18 protein-coding genes are annotated in these 20,588 nt (G+C 31.9%); 4 read left to right on the top strand and 14 right to left on the bottom strand.

Annotated elements, in window-relative coordinates; all coding sequences use genetic code 11:
- Window positions 1-214 precede the first annotated feature (214 nt).
- Window positions 215-2,617, bottom strand: coding sequence for a DNA topoisomerase IV subunit A (parC, locus tag HMPREF2642_RS09120; RefSeq protein ID WP_049428596.1), 2,403 nt, complete (start codon window positions 2,615-2,617; stop codon window positions 215-217).
- Window positions 2,614-4,608, bottom strand: a complete 1,995-nt coding sequence (parE, locus tag HMPREF2642_RS09115; RefSeq protein WP_176744847.1) for a DNA topoisomerase IV subunit B — start codon at window positions 4,606-4,608, stop codon at window positions 2,614-2,616. Before parE ends, parC begins: the two co-directional genes overlap by 4 nt.
- A gap of 209 nt (window positions 4,609-4,817) precedes the next feature.
- Between parE and plsY the strand changes: the two genes are divergently transcribed.
- Both plsY and HMPREF2642_RS09105 read left to right on the top strand, forming a co-directional pair.
- The gene (gene plsY / locus HMPREF2642_RS09110; protein WP_030062730.1) at window positions 4,818-5,426 is read left to right on the top strand and encodes a glycerol-3-phosphate 1-O-acyltransferase PlsY; all 609 of its coding nucleotides are present in this window, start codon (window positions 4,818-4,820) and stop codon (window positions 5,424-5,426) included.
- A 179-nt stretch (window positions 5,427-5,605) separates the two neighbouring features.
- On the top strand, window positions 5,606-5,902 hold the full coding sequence (locus HMPREF2642_RS09105; RefSeq protein WP_002433639.1) for a HesB/YadR/YfhF family protein: 297 nt from the start codon (window positions 5,606-5,608) through the stop codon (window positions 5,900-5,902).
- A 46-nt stretch (window positions 5,903-5,948) separates the two neighbouring features.
- On the opposite strand, the gene menI is transcribed toward HMPREF2642_RS09105, so the two are convergent.
- The 3 genes from menI to HMPREF2642_RS09090 form a co-directional block, all read right to left on the bottom strand.
- Window positions 5,949-6,416, bottom strand: a complete 468-nt coding sequence (menI, locus tag HMPREF2642_RS09100; RefSeq protein WP_002433572.1) for a 1,4-dihydroxy-2-naphthoyl-CoA hydrolase MenI — start codon at window positions 6,414-6,416, stop codon at window positions 5,949-5,951.
- A 135-nt stretch (window positions 6,417-6,551) separates the two neighbouring features.
- Entirely contained in the window at window positions 6,552-9,257 is a 2,706-nt protein-coding gene (acnA, locus tag HMPREF2642_RS09095) for an aconitate hydratase AcnA (RefSeq protein ID WP_023350325.1), read from the bottom strand.
- A gap of 277 nt (window positions 9,258-9,534) precedes the next feature.
- The gene (locus HMPREF2642_RS09090; protein WP_002433960.1) at window positions 9,535-11,175 is read right to left on the bottom strand and encodes a BCCT family transporter; all 1,641 of its coding nucleotides are present in this window, start codon (window positions 11,173-11,175) and stop codon (window positions 9,535-9,537) included.
- A 213-nt stretch (window positions 11,176-11,388) separates the two neighbouring features.
- On the opposite strand from HMPREF2642_RS09090, the gene mscL reads away from it, so the two are divergent.
- A complete protein-coding gene (gene mscL / locus HMPREF2642_RS09085; protein WP_002433596.1) occupies window positions 11,389-11,745 on the top strand; it encodes a large conductance mechanosensitive channel protein MscL in 357 nt (118 codons plus the stop codon).
- A gap of 55 nt (window positions 11,746-11,800) precedes the next feature.
- Here the strand turns inward: mscL and sbcC are convergent, their stop codons facing one another.
- The 8 genes from sbcC to HMPREF2642_RS09050 form a co-directional block, all read right to left on the bottom strand.
- The gene (sbcC, locus tag HMPREF2642_RS09080) at window positions 11,801-14,830 is read right to left on the bottom strand and encodes an exonuclease subunit SbcC (RefSeq protein WP_070597794.1); all 3,030 of its coding nucleotides are present in this window, start codon (window positions 14,828-14,830) and stop codon (window positions 11,801-11,803) included.
- 3 nt (window positions 14,831-14,833) lie between these two features.
- Entirely contained in the window at window positions 14,834-15,958 is a 1,125-nt protein-coding gene (sbcD, locus tag HMPREF2642_RS09075) for an exonuclease subunit SbcD (protein ID WP_030062733.1), read from the bottom strand.
- Window positions 15,959-16,069: 111 nt separating this feature from the next.
- Complete coding sequence (locus HMPREF2642_RS09070) at window positions 16,070-16,537, bottom strand: CcdC family protein (RefSeq protein ID WP_002433613.1); 468 nt, start codon at window positions 16,535-16,537, stop codon at window positions 16,070-16,072.
- Window positions 16,538-17,402: 865 nt separating this feature from the next.
- Window positions 17,403-17,561 (bottom strand): hypothetical protein, encoded by a 159-nt coding sequence (locus HMPREF2642_RS11745; protein WP_002433944.1) that lies wholly within the window; start codon window positions 17,559-17,561, stop codon window positions 17,403-17,405.
- A gap of 49 nt (window positions 17,562-17,610) precedes the next feature.
- Window positions 17,611-17,967: a hypothetical protein gene (locus HMPREF2642_RS09065; protein ID WP_030062734.1), complete on the bottom strand. Its 357-nt coding sequence runs from the start codon at window positions 17,965-17,967 to the stop codon at window positions 17,611-17,613.
- Window positions 17,968-18,085: 118 nt separating this feature from the next.
- Window positions 18,086-18,628, bottom strand: coding sequence for a phage scaffolding protein (locus tag HMPREF2642_RS09060; RefSeq protein WP_030062735.1), 543 nt, complete (start codon window positions 18,626-18,628; stop codon window positions 18,086-18,088).
- Between the two features lie 395 nt (window positions 18,629-19,023).
- Window positions 19,024-19,206, bottom strand: a complete 183-nt coding sequence (locus HMPREF2642_RS09055) for a hypothetical protein (protein ID WP_002433834.1) — start codon at window positions 19,204-19,206, stop codon at window positions 19,024-19,026.
- A 37-nt stretch (window positions 19,207-19,243) separates the two neighbouring features.
- Window positions 19,244-19,684: a hypothetical protein gene (locus HMPREF2642_RS09050; RefSeq protein WP_002433923.1), complete on the bottom strand. Its 441-nt coding sequence runs from the start codon at window positions 19,682-19,684 to the stop codon at window positions 19,244-19,246.
- A 267-nt stretch (window positions 19,685-19,951) separates the two neighbouring features.
- Here HMPREF2642_RS09050 and HMPREF2642_RS11430 point away from each other — a divergent pair, with 267 nt between their 5' ends.
- Window positions 19,952-20,224: a tyrosine-type recombinase/integrase gene (locus HMPREF2642_RS11430; RefSeq protein ID WP_229952714.1), complete on the top strand. Its 273-nt coding sequence runs from the start codon at window positions 19,952-19,954 to the stop codon at window positions 20,222-20,224.
- A 95-nt stretch (window positions 20,225-20,319) separates the two neighbouring features.
- Here HMPREF2642_RS11430 and HMPREF2642_RS09045 read toward each other — a convergent pair whose 3' ends face one another.
- On the bottom strand, window positions 20,320-20,556 hold the full coding sequence (locus HMPREF2642_RS09045; protein WP_016898133.1) for a YneF family protein: 237 nt from the start codon (window positions 20,554-20,556) through the stop codon (window positions 20,320-20,322).
- Window positions 20,557-20,588 lie beyond the last annotated feature (32 nt).

Here is a 20,588-nt window from a genome sequence, read left to right as displayed (position 1 = left end):
ATTGAATCCCTCTCATCTTAATAAATTTATTCTCTTTAACGCATCAAGAGATTTATGTTCCCATTTAGAATCTAAAAACTTAATAAATATACTAATTTAAATCATTAAGTCCCATTTTGATTCTTTTAAATAGACATAAATCCCTTGTGCTTACTTTAGTTAATATTATTAAACTTTATTTTATCATTTAATGCTATGGTTGCATATACTTAATTTACTCTAAGGTCATGCTTACTACTTGACCAAAATCATCGACATCTATAATAAATGAACCATTTGTGTATTGTTCTGAGAGATGTACTTCATTAATATTACCAGATTCTTCGTGATTGTTAGAGAAAACCGTATAAGTTTCTTGTCCTTCTTTAACCACTGCAGCATCAACAATACGATGTGGGTTTTTCTTAAGTTCTTTCAATAAGGTAATACCACGTTGTGCACGTTTAGCGACTTGTAAAACTTTATAACTAATACGTTTAATAGCACCACGTTGCGTTATCATTAAGATAGAATCTGAGTCAGAAACGCTCTCTGTCATTACAACACAATCTTCATCTTTAAGGTTAATTGATTTAACTCCTGCAGCTCTTAAACCTGTATCAGATAACTCACTAGTTGAGTAAGTAAGCGACATACCTTTATGTGTAAGTACTGTTACTAATTGATCAGATTCTAATCGTATCACGTTGACAATTTCATCATGGTCTTTTACTTTCATACCTACAAGTGGCTTATTGAATCTTGTAGTTTTAAATTGACTAACACTACTTTTCTTAATCATACCGTTTTTAGTTGCCATGACATAGAATGCATCAGAGTTAAAGTCTTTTTCATTATAAACATCAACCACTTGTTCATCCTCATCTATAGGAACAATCTGTGAAACGTGTTGACCGAGTTCCTTCCAACGTATATCTGCTAACTTATGTACTGGAATAAACAGGTAGCGCCCTTTATTAGTAAACACTAAGACAGTATCTTGAGTATTCACTTCTTGATATTTTAATAAACGATCTCCATCTTTTAAGCCAATTTCAGTAACACCGCTTGCATTGAAACTACGCGTAGATGTGCGTTTGATATAGCCATGATGTGAAACACTTAAAATCACTTCCTCACTAGGAACCATGACTTCTTTATCAATTTTTATTTCAGAAATTTCAGCTTCAATTGTTGATAAACGATTCACTTTAAATTTTTTCTTAATTTCATTAAGTTCGTCTTTAATCACACTTAATAGTGCATCATGATCATCTAAAATATTTCTTAATTTTTTAATTAAAGCTTCTAATTCAGCGTGTTCTTCTTCTAATGCTACAATATCAGTATTTGTTAATCTATACAGTTGTAACATTACAATAGCTTCAGCTTGTGCTTCAGTGAAATCAAATTCAGCAACTAAGTTATCTTTTGCATCTTTTTTATTTTTTGAATTACGGATTAAAGTTATGACTTCATCTAAGATAGATAGTGCTTTCATTAAACCTTCAACAATATGCATACGTTTTTCCGCATGATCTAAATCATAACGTGTTCTATTAGTTACGACTTCAATTTGGTGGTTTAAATAGCTTTCAATAATTTCACGTAATCCCATTAATTTAGGTCGACCATCGCTAATAGCAACCATGTTAAAATTATAAGAAATTTGAAGATCAGAATTTTTGTATAAATAATTCTTAATTGATTCACTATTAACATCTTTCTTTAGTTCAATTGCGATACGCAAACCAGTTCTATCTGTCTCATCACGTACTTCCACGATGCCATCAACTTTTTTGTCAGCTCGTAATTCATCAATACGTTTAACTAAACTACTTTTATTCACTTCATATGGAATTTCTGTAATGATAAGTTGCTTACGACCACTTCTTAATTCTTCTTCATCCACTCTTGAACGTACGACTATTTTACCTTTACCAGTTTCGTAAGCTTTCTTTATACCATCGATACCTTGAATAATTCCCCCAGTAGGAAAATCAGGTCCTTTAATATGTTTCATTAACTGATTTACAGTAATATCAGGGTTATCGATGTATTTTAAAGTAGCTTGAATAACTTCTGCTAAGTTATGTGGTGGAATATCAGTCGCATATCCTGAAGATATACCTGTAGAACCATTTACTAAAAGATTAGGGAATCTTGACGGTAAAACCATTGGCTCTAAAGTAGTGTCATCATAGTTTGGTATGAAGGCTACTGTTTCCTTATTTATATCTCTTAATAACTCTTCAGACAATTGACTTAACTTAGCCTCTGTATAACGCATAGCAGCTGGTGGATCATTATCAATACTACCATTATTACCGTGCATCTCGATAAGTACGTGTCGAAGTTTCCAATCTTGACTTAGACGCACCATAGCATCATATACGGAAGAATCACCATGAGGATGATATTGTCCAATAACGTCACCGACTGTTTTAGCACTTTTACGGAAATTCTTTTCAAATGTATTACCGCTTGAATACATAGCGAATAAAATTCTTCGTTGTACTGGTTTTAATCCATCACGTACATCTGGTAGTGCACGTTCTTGAATAATGTACTTACTATAACGTCCGAAGCGGTCACCGATAACATCTTCAAGGGATAGGTCTTGAATTATCTCACTCAATTCGTTTCCTCCTCAATATATTCTTCGTTTTCAAGAACTTGAACTTCTTTATTATCTAAAATGCTTTGATCTTCTTGCATACCAAATTCAACATGGCTTTCGATCCATTCACGACGTGGTGCAACTTTATCACCCATTAGTGTAGTTACACGTTTAGAAGAACGTACTTCATCTTCAACTTGAACACGAATTAATGTACGAGTCTCAGGATTCATCGTTGTCTCCCATAATTGCTCAGGATTCATTTCACCTAAACCTTTATAACGTTGTAACGTAAATCCTTTACCAAGTTGCTTTTGTAATTTTTCTAATTCATCATCTGTCCATGCATATTCAACTTTCTTAGTTTTACCTTTGCCTTTTTCTAATTTATAGAGGGGAGGTAATGCTATAAAGACACGACCAGCTTGTACTAATGGTTTCATATATTTAAAGAAGAACGTTAATAATAATACTTGAATGTGCGCACCATCAGTATCGGCATCGGTCATTATAATCACACGATTATAGTTACTATCTTCTATTTTGAAGTCGTTACCAACACCTGCTCCAATAGTGTGAATAATTGTGTTAATTTCCTCATTTTTGAAGATATCTTCTAGTCGTGCTTTTTCAGTATTAATAACTTTACCTCGAAGTGGTAAGATTGCTTGGAATTTACGATCACGACCTAGTTTGGCAGATCCACCTGCTGAGTCACCCTCCACAAGATATAGTTCATTTTTATCTGTATTTTTACTTTGTGCAGGAGTTAATTTACCTGATAACAAAGTATCTTTACGTTTATTCTTTTTACCAGAGCGCGCATCTTCACGAGCTTTGCGTGCTGCTTCACGAGCTTGTTGAGCTTTAATTGCTTTTTTAACTAAAGATTTAGATAATTGGCCTTTTTCTTCTAAATAGAAAGGCAACTTTTCAGAAACTACTGAATCAACAGCACTTCTCGCTTCAGAAGTACCTAGTTTAGATTTAGTTTGCCCTTCAAATTGAAGTAACTCCTCTGGGATACGTACAGAAATAATTGCAGTGAGTCCTTCTCTAATATCATTACCATCTAAATTTTTGTCTTTATCTTTTAATTCATTAATTCTACGCGCATAATCGTTAAACACACGAGTCATAGCAGTTTTAAAACCTACTTCGTGTGTACCGCCATCTTTAGTATGAACGTTATTTACAAAACTTAAAATACTTTCAGAATATTGATCATTATATTGGAAAGCCACTTCAACTTCGATATTATTCGCTAACCCTGAAAATGTAGTAACATCATGAAGTACTTCCTTACCTTCGTTAACATAGCTTACAAATTCTTTAATACCTTCTTCATAATGGTAAACTTCTTCACGCTCTTTACCACTACGCAAATCATTAAGCGTAATTTTTAAATTCTTCAATAAGAAAGCCGATTCTTGTAAGCGTTCACTTAAAACATCAAAGTTAAAGGACGTTGTGGCCTTAAAAATTTCAGGGTCAGGTTTAAATGTAACTTTAGTACCTGTCTTTTTAGTTTTCCCTTTTTTATTAAGTCCTGTTGCTGGTATACCACCGTCTTTAAAACTTTGAGTGTAAATATTACCATCTCTATGTATCTCAACTTCTAACCATTCACTTAATGCATTAACTACAGATGCACCAACACCATGAAGTCCTCCAGAAGTTTTATAACCACCTTGGCCAAATTTCCCACCGGCATGTAATACTGTGAAAATTACTTCAACAGTTGGTTTACCAGACGCATGGATACCCGTTGGCATACCTCGACCGTTATCTTCAATTGAAATACTGTCATCTTGATTAATTGTTACAGTGATTTCATCACCATAACCGTTTAAAACTTCATCGACGGAGTTATCGACAACTTCATATACGAGATGATGTAATCCGCGTTTATCAGTTGACCCTATGTACATCCCAGGTCTTTTTCTAACAGCTTCAAGGCCTTCAAGTACCTGAATAGAATCATCTGAATAAGTATTTTGTTTATTCACTGCCAATGATTTCGCCCTCCTACAAACGTACGTTCGTTTTTAAAACTATACAATAGTTATTCTTATATAAATTGACTTAAATTGCAAGTATCATTTATACAATCAAATTGTTTTGATTGCTTTATTCCAATAATTTGAATTATGAATGTTCTAATCGAATATGAATATGGTAGAATGAAGCTAAGTCACTAAAGGATGTGTAAGTTTTTATGATGATTGTCGTCATGTTAGTTTTAAGTTATCTTATTGGCGCATTTCCAAGTGGATTAGTCATTGGTAAATTATTTTTAAAAAAAGATATTAGACAGTATGGCAGTGGCAATACTGGAGCAACAAATAGCTTTCGTGTTTTAGGGAGGCCAGCTGGTTTCGTAGTTACATTTTTAGATATCTTCAAAGGATTTATAACGGTCTTTTTCCCGTTATGGTTCCCTGTTCATGCTGATGGCATAATCAGTACATTCTTTACGAATGGATTGATAGTAGGATTATTTGCAATTTTGGGACATGTATATCCTATTTATCTTAAATTTAATGGTGGGAAGGCAGTTGCTACAAGTGCAGGTGTCGTATTAGGCGTAAATCCTTTACTACTACTCGTTTTAGCAATTATATTCTTTGGAATATTAAAGATATTTAAATATGTTTCTTTATCAAGTATAATTGCTGCAATTTGTTGCGTCATAGGCTCGGTCATTATTCATGACTATATATTATTGGGAATGAGTGCTCTAGTATCAATCATACTAATCATTCGTCATAGAACTAACATTGTTAGAATTTTCAAAGGTGAAGAGCCTAAAATTAAATGGATGTAACTTAAAATTTTTCTTTACGCTAGAAGTTAATGACTTCTAGTGTTTTTTTATAATCAATTTATTAACTCTGATTAAAGTGAATCAGTATAAATGTAGCAGTTATATTAATTGTGCTATAATGCGTATACCTTTAACATAGCAATAAACTATAAATGCTAATTAAAATTGGAGGTATAAAAATGGATATCGAGCTAACTAAAGAGGCAGTTGAATGGTTCAAAGATGAACTTGATTTACCTGAAGAAAATAAAGTACTTCAATTTTATGTAAGATATGGTGGCGAATTTCAACTTAAACAAGGCTTTAGCCCTGCTTTCAGTGTAGATAGAAGAGATGATGTAGAAATAGGTTTTGAACAAAGCTATGATGGTTTAAATATTGTCGTAGCGGAAAAGGATTTATGGTACTTCAAAGATGATGTAATACTAGTAGATGTCGTCGATCATGAAGATGAAATCTCATATACTAAAAAATAAAATAACCCGCTTTTGACTGAGTCAGAAGCGGGTTATTTTAAGTCATTTATAGGTTATTAATGCCGTCTGTTACTTCAGCTTCTTTTCCTTCTTTATTCAGTTCAGCAACTCTGCTATAAGTAGCATGCCAATCAGGGAAGTAACGATCTAAACGTATAGGTCGAAAGTTATCAGCTTTCATACATATTAATTCTGTTGAACCAGTTGTAGCTAATTCTCCTTTTTCGTTATAAACCTCATAACAATATAAAGAACGCAATCTTGAGTATTTCTCAACCCAAGTTTTGATAGTTACTTTTTCAGGATAAAAAATTGACTTCTTATATTTAATATTTAAATCAGTAACTGGTGATATAATACCTGTCTTCTCCATATCAGCATAACTAAAACCAAGTTTTCTTATGTAATCCGTACGCGCGACTTCAAACCATGTGGCATAATTCCCATGATATATAACTCCCATTTTATCCGTTTCCTGATATCTTGCTTCTATTTCTGTCAAACTATAAATCATAAACTTTAGTCCTTCTTTCAACTCATCATTTCTGTTTTTAACTTAAGGATAACACAAAGAAGCCGTGCCAACACAAATGTTAGCACGGCAATTGTTTAACTTAATTTAACTTTAACGCTAGTTAGCATTAAATGATTATTGAGCTAATTTATTTCTTAATACCATTTGTAAGATACCACCATGACGATAGTAATCTAATTCAACTAATGAGTCGAAACGTACAATTACTTCAAATTCTACTACTTCGCCATTTTCTTTTTTAGCTTTAACTTTAACTAAATCATGTGGTTGAACATCTTCAGAAATTTCAACTGAGATTTCTTCTTTACCATCTAAACCTAATGACTCTGCAGAATCACCTTGTTGGAATTGTAATGGTAGTACACCCATCATTACTAAGTTAGAGCGGTGAATACGTTCATAACTTTGAGCGATAACAGTTTTAACTCCTAATAAGTTTGTACCTTTTGCTGCCCAGTCACGAGATGATCCCATACCATAGTCATTACCAGCTAAAACAGCTAATCCTGTGCCATCTTCTTTATATTTCATAGCAGCATCATAAATTGGCATGATTTCTTCAGTTGGCCAATAAGTAGTGAAGCCACCTTCAGTTCCTGGAGCTAATTGGTTTTTAATACGAATATTAGCAAATGTACCACGTACCATTACTTCATGGTTACCACGACGAGATCCATAAGAGTTAAAGTCACGGATTGGAACATTATGATCTAATAAATATTTACCTGCTGGTGTATCTTTACCAATAGCACCTGCTGGAGAGATATGGTCAGTTGTTACTGAATCACCGAATTTACCCATTACGCGTAAATCTTTAAGTGGTTCAATAGTTCCAGGCTCTTTAGATAAACCTTGGAAGAATGTTGGGTTTTGAATATATGTTGAGTTTGGATCGAAATCATATAAAGGTTCATCAGTAACATCGATTTCATTCCACATTTCATTATTGTTGTAAACATTTTTATATTCTTCTAAGAATAATTCTGGTGTAACAACACTATCAACAGTATCTGAAACTTCTTTAATTGAAGGCCAAATATCTTGTAGGTATACATCTTCACCATCTTTACCTTTTCCGATTGGTTCATTTTGTAAATCAATATCTACAGTACCAGCTAATGCATAAGCAACAACTAATTGTGGTGAAGCTAAGTAGTTAGCTTTAACTAATGGATGAATACGACCTTCAAAGTTACGGTTACCAGATAGAACTGAAGTAACTAATAAATCTTCATCAGCAACTGCTTTTTCAATTTCAGGTAATAATGGACCAGAGTTACCGATACAAGTTGTACAACCGTAACCTACTAAGTTAAATCCTAAGTCATCTAAGTATTCTTGCAATCCAGAGTCTCTTAAATAACCTGTTACAACTTTAGAACCCGGAGCTAATGAAGTTTTAACAAACTCAGGAACTTTAAGTCCTTTTTCAACCGCTTTCTTAGCAACTAAACCTGCACCTAACATAACGTAAGGGTTAGATGTGTTAGTACAAGATGTAATCGCAGCGATAGCAATGTCACCAGTTTTCATAGTTGATGTAGAGCCATCATTAAACTTAATTTCAGCTTTTTTATCAAATTCGCTCTTATCAAGACCGTGGCCTTGGTTACCAGCTGGTGCTGTAACTGATTTTTCAAATTCAGTTTTCATATCACTTAAGAAAATTAAGTCTTGAGGACGTTTTGGACCAGATAATGAAGCTTCAACTGTAGATAAATCTAAGTCAATAACATCAGTATATTCTGGATCTTCTTTTTCAACGTCGAAGAACATATTGTTTTGTTGTAAGTATTCTTTTACAAGTGCAATATGATCATCTTTACGTCCAGTTAATTTCATGTATTTAAGTGATTCTTCATCAACAGGGAAGAAACCACAAGTTGCACCATATTCTGGAGCCATATTCGCGATTGTAGCACGGTCAGCTAAAGGTAAGTGTTGAACACCTGGACCAAAGAATTCTACGAATTTACCAACAACACCTTTTTTACGTAATTCTTCAGTTACACGTAAAGCGAGGTCAGTTGCTGTTGAACCTTGAGGTAATGAGTTAGTTAAACGAACACCGATAACTTCTGGAATTGGGAAATAAGATGGTTGACCTAACATTCCAGCTTCAGCTTCGATACCACCTACACCCCAACCTAATACACCAATACCATTAATCATTGTAGTGTGAGAGTCGGTACCTACTAAAGTGTCTGGGAAAGCAGTTTGTTCACCATCAACGTCGCGTACATGTACAACATTTGCTAAGTACTCTAAGTTAACTTGGTGTACGATACCAGTTGCTGGAGGTACAGCGTTATAGTTGTCAAAAGCTTTAGTAGCCCAGTTTAAGAATTGGTAACGTTCATAGTTACGTTCAAATTCTAATTTCATATTTCGTTCTAATGCATCAGGATTCGCATAGCTATCTACTTGAACTGAGTGGTCAATGACTAAATCAACTGGCACTTCAGGGTTGATTTTATTGATGTCTCCGCCTACATCATTCATTGCTTTACGTAATGATGCTAAGTCTACGACTGCAGGTACACCTGTGAAGTCTTGTAAAATAACTCGTGACGGTTTGAATGGTACTTCACCTTCATTACCATCTTTACCAAATTCACTTAACGCTTTAATGTGATCATCAGTAATTACAAAATCATCTTCTTGTCGTAATACAGACTCTAGTAAAACACGAATTGAGTAAGGTAATTTAGAAATTTTAGTTAAACCTTGTTCTTCTAATGTCTTCAGATCATAGTAAGTGTATGATTGGCCATTTAATTGGAATTGTTTCTTTGCTTGTTCTTTAATATTAGAAGCCATTTGTTATCCCCCTTGATATTTCTATATATTTATATGCCGTTAATTAAATTGTATTATTATATGTTTATCAAAACAACTGTGTACCATTAGAAAACGCTTTATTTTCATTTCGCATTTTTAATCAGGTTATATAAGAAAAAGTTATCATTAGCTTATGGTGCAATAAGTAAATATTATTAATTGAGAATGGTTATCAATCCCATTTAAATTTATTAATAAAAAAACCTATAAGTATGAAAGTCAATTCACACTTATAGGCTTTAAAGTTAATTACGAATTATTCTTCTTTTTCTTTATTTCTTCTAGATTCTCTTTTTTCAAGAATATCTGATTCATAATCTTCTTGTTGATATCTCACATAGTCTTGTAAACGATGTTTGTTAGGAGTTAATGTTAATCCTAAGAATTTACGTTCTTGGTTTGCATCTTTATAGAAACTAATCATCATCATTATGACGACAAACGAGAATGGGAAGGCACTAATAATTGCGGCACTTTGAATAGCGTTTAAGGCTTTAGAACCATCACCGCCACCTGCTAATAATAGAACAAATGCAATAAGTGCTTGAGCAACTCCCCATGTCACTTTAACCATACTACTTGGGTTAAGTGAACCAAATGTTGTTTGCATACCTAATACGAAAGTTGCTGAGTCTGCAGATGTAATAAAGAATGATGCGATTAATAATAATGCAATAATTGATAATACTATACCCATAGGTATGTGATTGAATACACCGAATAATTGTGTTTCAGGTGACATTTTGAATAGTTCAGGATGTTTTTTACCTGTTTCAATACCAAGCACACCAAATACACTGAACCAAACGAAACTTACAAGTGCTGGTACAAGTAAAACACCTGAAATAAATTCACGAATTGAACGACCTTTTGAAACGCGGGCAATGAATACACCTACGAATGGGCTCCAACTTAACCACCAACCCCAATAGTATAGTGTCCAAGTTGACATCCAATCTCGTTTTTGTCCATTAAGCGCAGCTGTATCAAAGCTATTAAATAAGAAAGTATTTAATAAGCTACCAGTTGAACTAGTCATCATGTTTAAAATTAGAACTGTAGGGCCAATGATTAAAGTGATAATCATTAAAATAGCACCTAAGCTAATGTTTAAGTTACTTAAATATTGAATACCTTTACTTAAACCTGACCATGCACTTGCAATGAACAAGATTGTAACAATTACGATAATAATCCCTTGTACAAATGTATTGTTAGGAACATTAAATAAATAGTTTAAACCACCATTAATTTGTAAGGCTCCCATACCTAGTGAAACTGCTACACCTACTAATGTAGCAAATACTGAAAGAACATCAATTAAAGTTCCTATAGGTCCCTCAACTTTATTACCTAAAATAGGTCTTAATGTTCTTGAAATTAAACCTGGCTCTCCTTTACGGAATTGCGCATAAGCAAGAGCTAATGCTACTACACCATAGATAGCCCAAGCATGGAATCCCCAGTGGAAGAATGTTGATCTCAGAGCTTCTGTATAAGCTTCTGTAGTTTTAGGATCTGCTGTAGGTGGAGCGGCAAAGTCAGCCATTGGCTCTGCTGCACCATAGAACACTAATCCAATACCCATACCTGCACTAAATAACATTGCAAACCAAGAAATAGTATTAAATTCTGGTTTGTCATTAGGTTTACCTAGTTTGAGTTTCCCAATTGGACTGAAAATTAGGAAGATACAGAAGAAAACAATAATAGTAGTTAAAATTAAGTAATACCATCCAAGTTTATCAGTAATCCACATTTTAGCATTGTTAGTAATGTAGTCGAACTTATCAGGCCAAATGGCACCAATGATTACTACAATTGCAACAATGATTGAACTATAGATAAACACTGATGAAAACTTCTTGTTTCTCTTCTCTTGAGAAGAAGAATTCATAATTAATTACTCCCTTCATCCGAATATTAAATTTTCAAAGTAGTAAAATTAAAAAATTCTTTTTTTATCTTAAAAAATTTAATTTTACTAATGCACCTCTTTAGCATAACAAACGTCTTTTTCATAATCAAATTTACTTAAATATAGTATTTGCTAAAATATTTATATGTTGTATAATTGATTTTATATTTTAATTAGAAAGGAATTAAGTATATGTTAAAAGAATTTAAAGACTTTGCTCTCAAAGGAAATGTATTAGATTTAGCTATCGCTGTAGTAATGGGCGCGGCGTTTAATAAAATCGTTACATCATTAGTTCAATTCATCATTATGCCATTGATTGGCAAAATTTTCGGTTCAGTTGATTTTGCTAAAGATTGGTCTTTCTGGGGAATAAAGTATGGTCTTTTCATACAATCTATTATTGATTTTATAATTGTTGCTTTTGCCCTTTTCATCTTCGTTAAAATAGCTAACACTATTATGAAAAAAGAAGAAGAAGAGGAAGAAGTTGAAGAAAATACAGTTTTATTAACTGAAATTAGAGATTTACTTAGAGAGAAAAATTAATAATATTATAAAAACAGTCGTTATGATTATCTCATAACGGCTGTTTTGTATATTACTAATTTCTTTTAAATCTAGTTTGGCTTTGATACTGGTTAGTAGATACCTCTAAAATAAGTGGTATTCTCTGTTTTAGTTCACTTACATGTGAAATAATTCCCACCATTCTACCGGAAGATTTCAAGTTAATTAGAGTATCAAGGGCAGTTTCTAATGTTTCTTGATCCAACGTACCAAATCCCTCATCAACAAACATTGATTCTAAATTAATGCCACCAGATTCTTGTTGAACAATCTCACTTAAACCTAATGCTAATGCAAGAGAAGCTTGGAATGTTTCCCCTCCAGAAAGAGAACTAATATGTCTAGACTTATTAGAATGAAAATCAAATACATCTATTTCAAGACCACTGAAGCCCTGAGAAATAGCTTCTCTTCTTATCAATTGATACCTATTTCCACTCATTGTTAATAGACGTTGATTAGCTTTAAAGATAATTTTTTCTAAGTAATAAATGAGCACATAATTCTCTAGTGTTAGTTTATGACTATTTTTGCCTGAGAGAATTTCCGTTAGTAAAAATATCTCTTTATGCTCTTTTAATTCTTCATTTAATGTATTGATTAAGTCTTCAATTTTATCAATATTTTTTATATTTGCTTCTTGCATATATGCTATTGTTGCAACTTCTGAATTAATTTGCTCTAATGCTTGTTTTTTTGTTTTTAGATGCGTTTCAATATCTTCTAAATTAGTAAGTTCTCTACCGTCAACAAGTTTTTCCAATTGGCTAATCTCAATCTCATAGGTTTGATACTGTTTGTTATAGTCATTAATTTTTTCTTCAATATTACTTTTATTTTCACTTAAACTTATTGCTTCTTCAATTTCTTCATAAGTTTCGAAACCATTTCGGTTCATCTCATCTTTAATGTTAATAGTAAGCTGATTTTCTTCTTCAACTCTAGCTTCTAAATTTTGATTGTAATGCTTAACATTAGTTGACTCTATATTTAAGTTATTCTTAAGTTCATTTAGTTGGTCTTTTATAGTTTCTTTACGCTCATTAAAAGTTTGAGTCTCTTGCTTTTTATTCTCGTAGTACTGCTTAAATGATGTACATGATTCAAACTGTGTATTTCTCTTAAAATCATTTAATTTAATATCTATTTGTTCAAGTTGCGCTTTTTTATTATTTAGGTCTAGCTCAAATGTATGAAGATTTTGATTTAAATTCTTCTCTTCTTCATTAATTGACTCTAAAAATTTATTTTCTTTTTGTTGAAGCCTTTTAGCGTTCTCTATCTCTTCTAACTTCGATTTAAGTTCATCTAAATCTTGAATTTCTTGATCTTTAAAATTGATGTCCTCTTCTCGTTTAGTCAATTCTTCATTTTTACTTTCTAACCTAATGATATTCTCATTGATGGAGATTTTACTATCCTCAAGCTCTTTTAAATGCTTTTTATTTTGAGCAATCAAATCAAAATTAATATGTTCTCCAAGTGAATGAATCTCATTACCACAAACTGGACATGTATCTCCAATTGAAAGAGCCGTTTGAATTTCTTTAACAAATGTCTCCTTATTGTTTAAATCAATATTAGTTGCATCAACCTGTGAAATAATATGCTCTAAGTTTGCATATTTGTCTTTTAAATCTTTAATTTGTCTTACATTTTCAGATTGTTCTTGTTTAATTTTCCGAACTTGTTCTTCACTTTTCAAATACCTTTCAGTATCATCGATTAAAGTTTTGATTTTATTTATCTCATCTATATATTGATCAACTATTTCATAATTTCTTGATTTTCCTTTAGCTTGATTCAGAAGATTTTCTTTTTGCTCTTTTGAATCGGAATACTTTTTTTCTAACTTATTTAATTCCTCATGATAAATAGGCTTTTGCTCAAAGACTTTAATATAATCATCAAGATTATTGTAAAAATTATAAGTTTGTTCAAGATATTTGTTAGCTTTGTTAACTTCTGGTGCTTCTGATTCTAAAGATTTAAGAGTTTTTTCTACATTATTAATTTGAGTTTCGTATTCTTCTTCTTTAGATTTTGATTTAGTGATTTCAGTCTCTAATTCCTCAATCTCTTTATTAACAACTTTTTGCCTTTTGAAATAATTAATCAAAACATTAGATTCCCTTATTTTCTTTAGTTCAACCTTAAGATGATCAATACTATCTTGATTTTGTTTGAGGAGTTCGAATGATTTCTTTTTCTCTTCTAGAGAGTTTATATTTTGGTTCAACTCTTTACTAAATGTATATTCATTAGTAACTTTTTCAACTTCGTGGTCCAACATATCTTTTCGCTTTTTATAGTTAGATAATATTTTTTTACCGTGATTTATAAATTTTGGTAAACGTTCTAAAATTTTCTCGGTTTGCGAGCTCTCTATATTTTTTATTTTAAGTAAATAATCGTCTTCAAACGTAGCAAGTTCATTCCATAAGTAATCTATTTCATTATATCTATTTTCTATTTGTAATTTTTCATTTTTAACGCTTTCTATTAAATACTTTTGTATTTCTTCAAATCTTTCACTATTAAATAACGTTCTTAAAATAGATTGTTTTTCTTTACTATTTGATTGTAGGAACTTTTTAAATTCACCTTGAGGCAAAATGAATAATTGTCTAAATTGTTCAGCATTCACGCCCATAATTTGAGTGATAAATTGGTTACCCGCATTGACTCTACTTTCCCTTAGTTCATAAACATCATCAATTAACTCATAAATATCAAGTTTTGCTTGGGTTTTAGTAGTATTGCCTTCTTTAATAAAAGGAGCTTCCCTGTGAATTTTAAATATTTGATTATTTAGTTTAAATTCATATGTCACACTCATAGGTTCTTTACCACTAGCAAAATGACTTCTTAAGTCACCCTCTTTTCTATTTTTAGTTGAAGCTTCTCCAAATAATGAATACACAATAGCATCAAAAATCATTGTTTTACCAGACCCGGTTTTACCACTTATTAGAAAGAGTTCATTATTTTCAATTTGACTAAAATTTATTGTCTCATTAAGAAAGGGTCCAAAATTGTTTAACTTCAAATTTAATGGTTTCATTTATTAGACTTCCTTTCTCATAATATTATTTAAAATTTCAGCTATCTTATTAGATTGATTTTCGCTAATTTCCTCATTAGTCATTGATTCATAAAACGACTTAATTATAGATTGATCATCTTGTTTCTTTATCTCTACATTATTAAACTCTTCAATATGTTCGAATGTATTATTAGTTAATGCTAATGTATTAGGATAAATTTGTTTAAGTTTCATCATTGGATCATTAATATGTGACATATTAGTGAGTTTAAAATGAAAATAATTATCTTTATTTTTCACAGAAACTCGTTCTTCAATAACATCATCATAATCCCCTTCTATAACCTCTAATTCTCTTAAAGGTTCAATAGATTTAAATGTATCTTCTACATGATAAACTTCATCGATATTAACTATGCGATAACCTTTTGCTTGATTCACTTCAGAGAATGAATATTGTAGTAATGAGCCGCTATATTTAATGTTTTTTTCATTTACACTAAAGGGATGATGTAAATGTCCTAACATAACATACTCAAATTGATCAAATGACTGTCTTTCAACTGACTCTACAGTTCCTATAGTTAAAGGTCGCTCTGAATCAGATGTTTTACCACCTTTAATAGTTAAATGACCAATTAAAATACTCACTTTATTTTCATCTATATTTTGAGACATATATTCTATGCAGCGATTTAAAGCCTGTTGATGAGTATTGATTTCTTTATCTTCGAAAAAGTGTTGTACTTCACTTATTGTCGCAAAAGGTAAAGCAAAAAATTGTACCCCGTTTATTTCTATAGGTTTATGTATATCCTTAAGTTTGGTTCTTATAAACAAATGATTATGTTCAAACCATGATGACCCATAATTCAATCTTTCTTTTCCATCATGATTCCCACTAATCATAATTACAGGTATTTGAAGTATTATATTCAACTCTGCAATTGTATTTTCAAGTAAACTCATCGTTTCTTTACTCGGATAAGAGGTGTCATATAAGTCACCTGCTATAACAATGACATCAGGTTGTTCTTTTTCCATATGATTAATAAATTTAGTTAATACATATTTTTGATCATCTAATAACTGTTTACCATTCAAGATTCTACCAAGATGCCAATCAGCAGTATGTATAATTTTCATAATCATCCTCCTAAATAGAACATTTGTTCGTATTTATATTTTATAATGATTAATATCAACTTTCAAGTAAAAAATGCCACTCATCAAATAATATGACAAGTGGCCAATACACTACTTAACTAGTGATTTTTTTAACTTTTTATATTTATAAAACATTGCTAATCTCCAAGGTACAATCATACAAAACGCTAGTAAGAAAAACATACCAGCTATTTCACCTGGGTTAATTTCATTGCTAATAAAGATTTTAATAATAGTTCTAATAACTAATAACGAAATTAAAATTACTGGAAATGCCTTAGAACGCTTCATGTAAATTTCGCTGCCTTTGACTTCAAATCTTGATGTGAAAATTAAAACAGTTGAGAATAGTACACCTAAAATTAGTGATTCTAACATTTCCATACCTGTTAATCTGAAATATGGAATAATATACATTAAAGCCCCAGTAGCCATAAAGAATGGAGGTAAAATGATTTTTTTTTCATTAACTGGAAACTTTTGTGCTTTCATTCTTATTACAATTACTACTGCGCCCATTAAAAAAGCAACGACAATAGAAAAAATTAAATAAGCCAATTTGACACCTTCTTATGACATAAACTTAATACTCTTAATTCATCATATGATAGTATATCACTATCCTTATATCAATGACTACTTTAAACTTTCTAAAATTCTAAAGATTTAAAAACCAGTTTTATCAATAACTAATTTAAGTTCCCATACAGTTTTAAAAATGCCTTAGCAAATTATTTTTTGCTAAGGCATGTGTTATTGAAGGTTTGATCACTAATATATAAGTAACACGTCTATAATTTAATTAATAAATAGATTAAAACGATATAGATAGTTAAGTTTACTATATTAAAACCTAATTTGAGTAATTCCTTATTACGACTTGTCATTATTTATCGCCCCCAATTAAATAGTAAACCAAACTTATTGCTATGTAACTTAATAATTTTAACTTTTTTAATACTCTTTTGTTTTTAAGTTACGATTTACAATATATTTTAATCAATCATTACAAAACTTGCCTTTAAAAATTACTTATTCATAAATAAAATTAATCATCATATCTTAATAAGTAATAAAAAAAGCGTCACAGTGGTTATTGTAAACACTGTGACGCCTGAACTTATAGGCTTTATTTGCCTTTCATGTTTTGGTCTTTAATACCATGATAAGCCATTTGCGTACGTAGTAATTCTTTCGTTTTTTCAACGCCTGCACTCAAGTTTTCTGAGCTAATCAATACTGCGTCTAAGACTTATTATTGTTCATCATTTGAATGTGCGTTGTTGTAACGTAATAATTCCATTATAACTAGGAAATAAGCGTCTTGAATTTTAGTAAGTTTCGCCATAGCTTGCCTACCTTGACCTTTATTTCTGATGGGAGAACCTGAATTAAAGCCTGCGATAAACGCTGCTACATTTAATTATATTTTGATGATATTGTAAACATTTTCAATATCTTTAACTTGTTCAGTTGGGAACGCTTGCGCTAACGGGAATAAACTAACGTCGCGGTCTGCGTCGCCTTTGTTAATGAATGCTTGTAAGGTAGCCTTTTGGAAAGCCTTATCTTCTAATACCATTCATATGCCTCCTTATAGTTAAAATGATTAATAGATACGATTAAATATCTTAAGAAATACGGCCTTTTGTAGCCTCTTTAAATGCGTCTGTAGCACCGTGGATACGTTCGGGTCTTACTGACGCTTTACGTACTGCTGGCACTTCTTTGTTTTTGTTAGGGTACACAACAACCTCATTTGTTGTTAATACACCTGCAACGATGTTTGAAGTGCTATCAGTAACCAACTCATATAAACCAGTATCTTCATTACATGAAATAGCTGTACCTGCTTTAACTGTTGTTGGCTCTGTGAATTTAGACGCATCTAACACTGGATTACCTACAGTGTATTCTAAGTATTTAGCGTCGCGTATAAACTCTGGATTGAAACCAAAACCATTAATTACTTTCGGTTTTAAACTCATAGGGTTTAACCTCCTTATTTTTTGTTCGCTCCAAATAATTCATCGTAATACTTTTCGCCTAATGCGTTAGCTTCAGCCTCTGAGCCGCTGTTACCTTTGCCTTTACCTACGCTATAGTTCATATTACTGTTTGAATTGCTTTGACTATCGGCATTTTTTGAGCCGCCTTTATCATCGTTATCATATACGAATAGATAACTTTCATTTCTTTAAGGTCGTCCAATTGCTCTTTTAAGCCACGTAAACCTTTTTCACTATCAAACGAAATGTTGTCGCGATTGACTAACGCCATGACTGATGTTGTATTTTTAGCGCCTGCACTGTTTAGTTCTTTGTCAATTTCATATTGCAATTTAACCTCGTTCATCTCATTGATGTGTTGTTGGTCTTTTTCTTTATTGACTTGCTTGAGTGCATTTATTTGCTCCTCTAAGTTTTCGCCTTTATTGATCTTTTCTTTCAAGTTATCTAACTCATCGTTTTGTTCGTTGATACGTTTACGATAAGATTCAACTTCTTTCTTATTTTCTTCGGCTTTTCGTTTTTCTTCATCAACGCTATCTTTAAGACTTTGAATATTCTTACCGTATAACGTCATCACGTCGTTGATTTTTTCGTCATCTATACCGATATTTTTGAGTTCTTCTCTACTAAATGCCATAAAATTCGTTCCTTACGTTTTGATAACGGTGTTCGACACCGATAAGATTATCCGTTAACGCCGGACTTACGTCATCGCCTTTTAACGTCTTGCGAAGAGGACACAACAAAAAAGACTAGCCCACCTTTATCGTGGACTAGCCTGTAAACATATAAAATATATATGAGTGTAATACAATCTAATAAAGCAAACTAAATAATGTTATACATAATAACGCTATTTTTATTTAGCGCTATTGCGATATGAGTATATTATAAAAAAATGTGTTACTAATTACAATTATAGTCACGTATACCGTTATATAAAAGTAAAATAAAACACGATAACCACACTTAGTATGCATGGCTATCGCATTTCACAAGAATTATAAGTGATTTAATATAATTTAAAAAATGTCATTTATAATATATCCATATTCCTACTTTATATATGACAAAAAGCAATATCAAAGTAAGAATTACTGTTACTACCATACTTAAAATTACATTATCTTTGATTTTCCTGCCAATATATGACGCTACAATAACTGCAATGAAAGTAGCGATACCAATAATGATAGATTCTGGTGTCAAATGCATACTATACACCCCTGTTATTTCAGAACGTAATTAAAAATTACTGATTTCCCCAACTAGTGATATAAGGTGTAGCGTCGCCTTTAGGACTTGTTTTAACAACTCCATGACCTACTACACCGTTTTTAATTGAGCCTGAACCGTATACGTTCGCTAATGAAGTTGCTATAGATGCTCCGTATCCCCAGAATGGCCCAAGTAAAGCGAATAAGCCACCTGCTGCCGCAGTGCCAGTTGTAGCTATAGCTTTCGCTGTTGTTTTACTTAATTTAATAGTGAAATGTTTCCCATCTTTACTCATTTTGAAAGAATTTACGCCCTGTTTGAATGGCATAGGGTTATGTCTAAGTTCTTTGTTCATTTTTTCTTTTTGTTGAGGTGTAGCATGTTTTTGCATATTTGCTATTGTATCGCCCTCGTATTGAGTATATGTTGTAGTACCATCAGCGTTTTTGTGTTTATGCCATCCTCTTTCAGTCATCTGTTTGTCGATTTCTTTTTTACTGTAGTTATTGATTGATTTAGTTTGAGTAGTATTCGCTTTTTCACTGGTACTAGCTACTTGTTAATTGTTCGCTTTCTCCACCTCTTACGCTGAAACATAAGTATTACCTAAAGTCGCAATTGCAATTGAGCCAGTTAACGTTGAAACTAATAACTTTTTCAATTTAATCTCTCCTTATAGAAAATAATTATGTTGCAATTATAAATTAACATATTTAAACTTTAATAAAATATTAGTTCTTAAGTGTTTAATATCTCGCCTAAGTGTCCTAATACAACAGTTAATATGTTGCTCAAGAGAGGCACACAGCGCGCCGGATTGCCTAAAATACTTGTGGCCCATAGACACTCACATGCGTCTTTATTGATTAATGCGGGTGTCTCACTATACGTTGTGTCTCGTCATTTAGGTCACTGCGATATACAAACAACCGTGAACACATACGGCCACTTATATCCGAACACTGAAAATGAAATAGCTGGAATACTTAATGAGCGATACAAAGAAAGCAATTAAAAACTAAATATTTTGTTACCATAGTGTTACCAGTAAACAAAAACGGGCGTTACAGTGAAAATCTAAAATCACTGTAACGCCCGTCATTATAGGCTTTATTTGCCTTTCATGTTTTGGTCCATATTTTTGTTCATCATTGTCATCATTTGATTGATTTTCTTTTGAGATGGTTTTTGACCCATTTGCATCATCATCATACGTAGCATTTCTTCATTGATAGGTGGGTTTTTTTTGAGGTAATCCATCATATATTTTCTTGCTAAAAAGAAACCACCGATTAATCCTACGATAAGTGCTAAAATGATTAAAATAATTGCTAACCAAGTTGCCATTGTTTCACCCACTTTCTTTATCCTACTGAATT

It is taken from the genome of Staphylococcus sp. HMSC055A09 (genome assembly GCF_001809655.1).
In the GTDB taxonomy this organism is placed as follows: Bacteria; Bacillota; Bacilli; order Staphylococcales; family Staphylococcaceae; genus Staphylococcus; species Staphylococcus capitis.
Note: the sequence above shows the minus strand (reverse complement) of the source record. Positions and strands in the feature narration are given on the sequence as shown.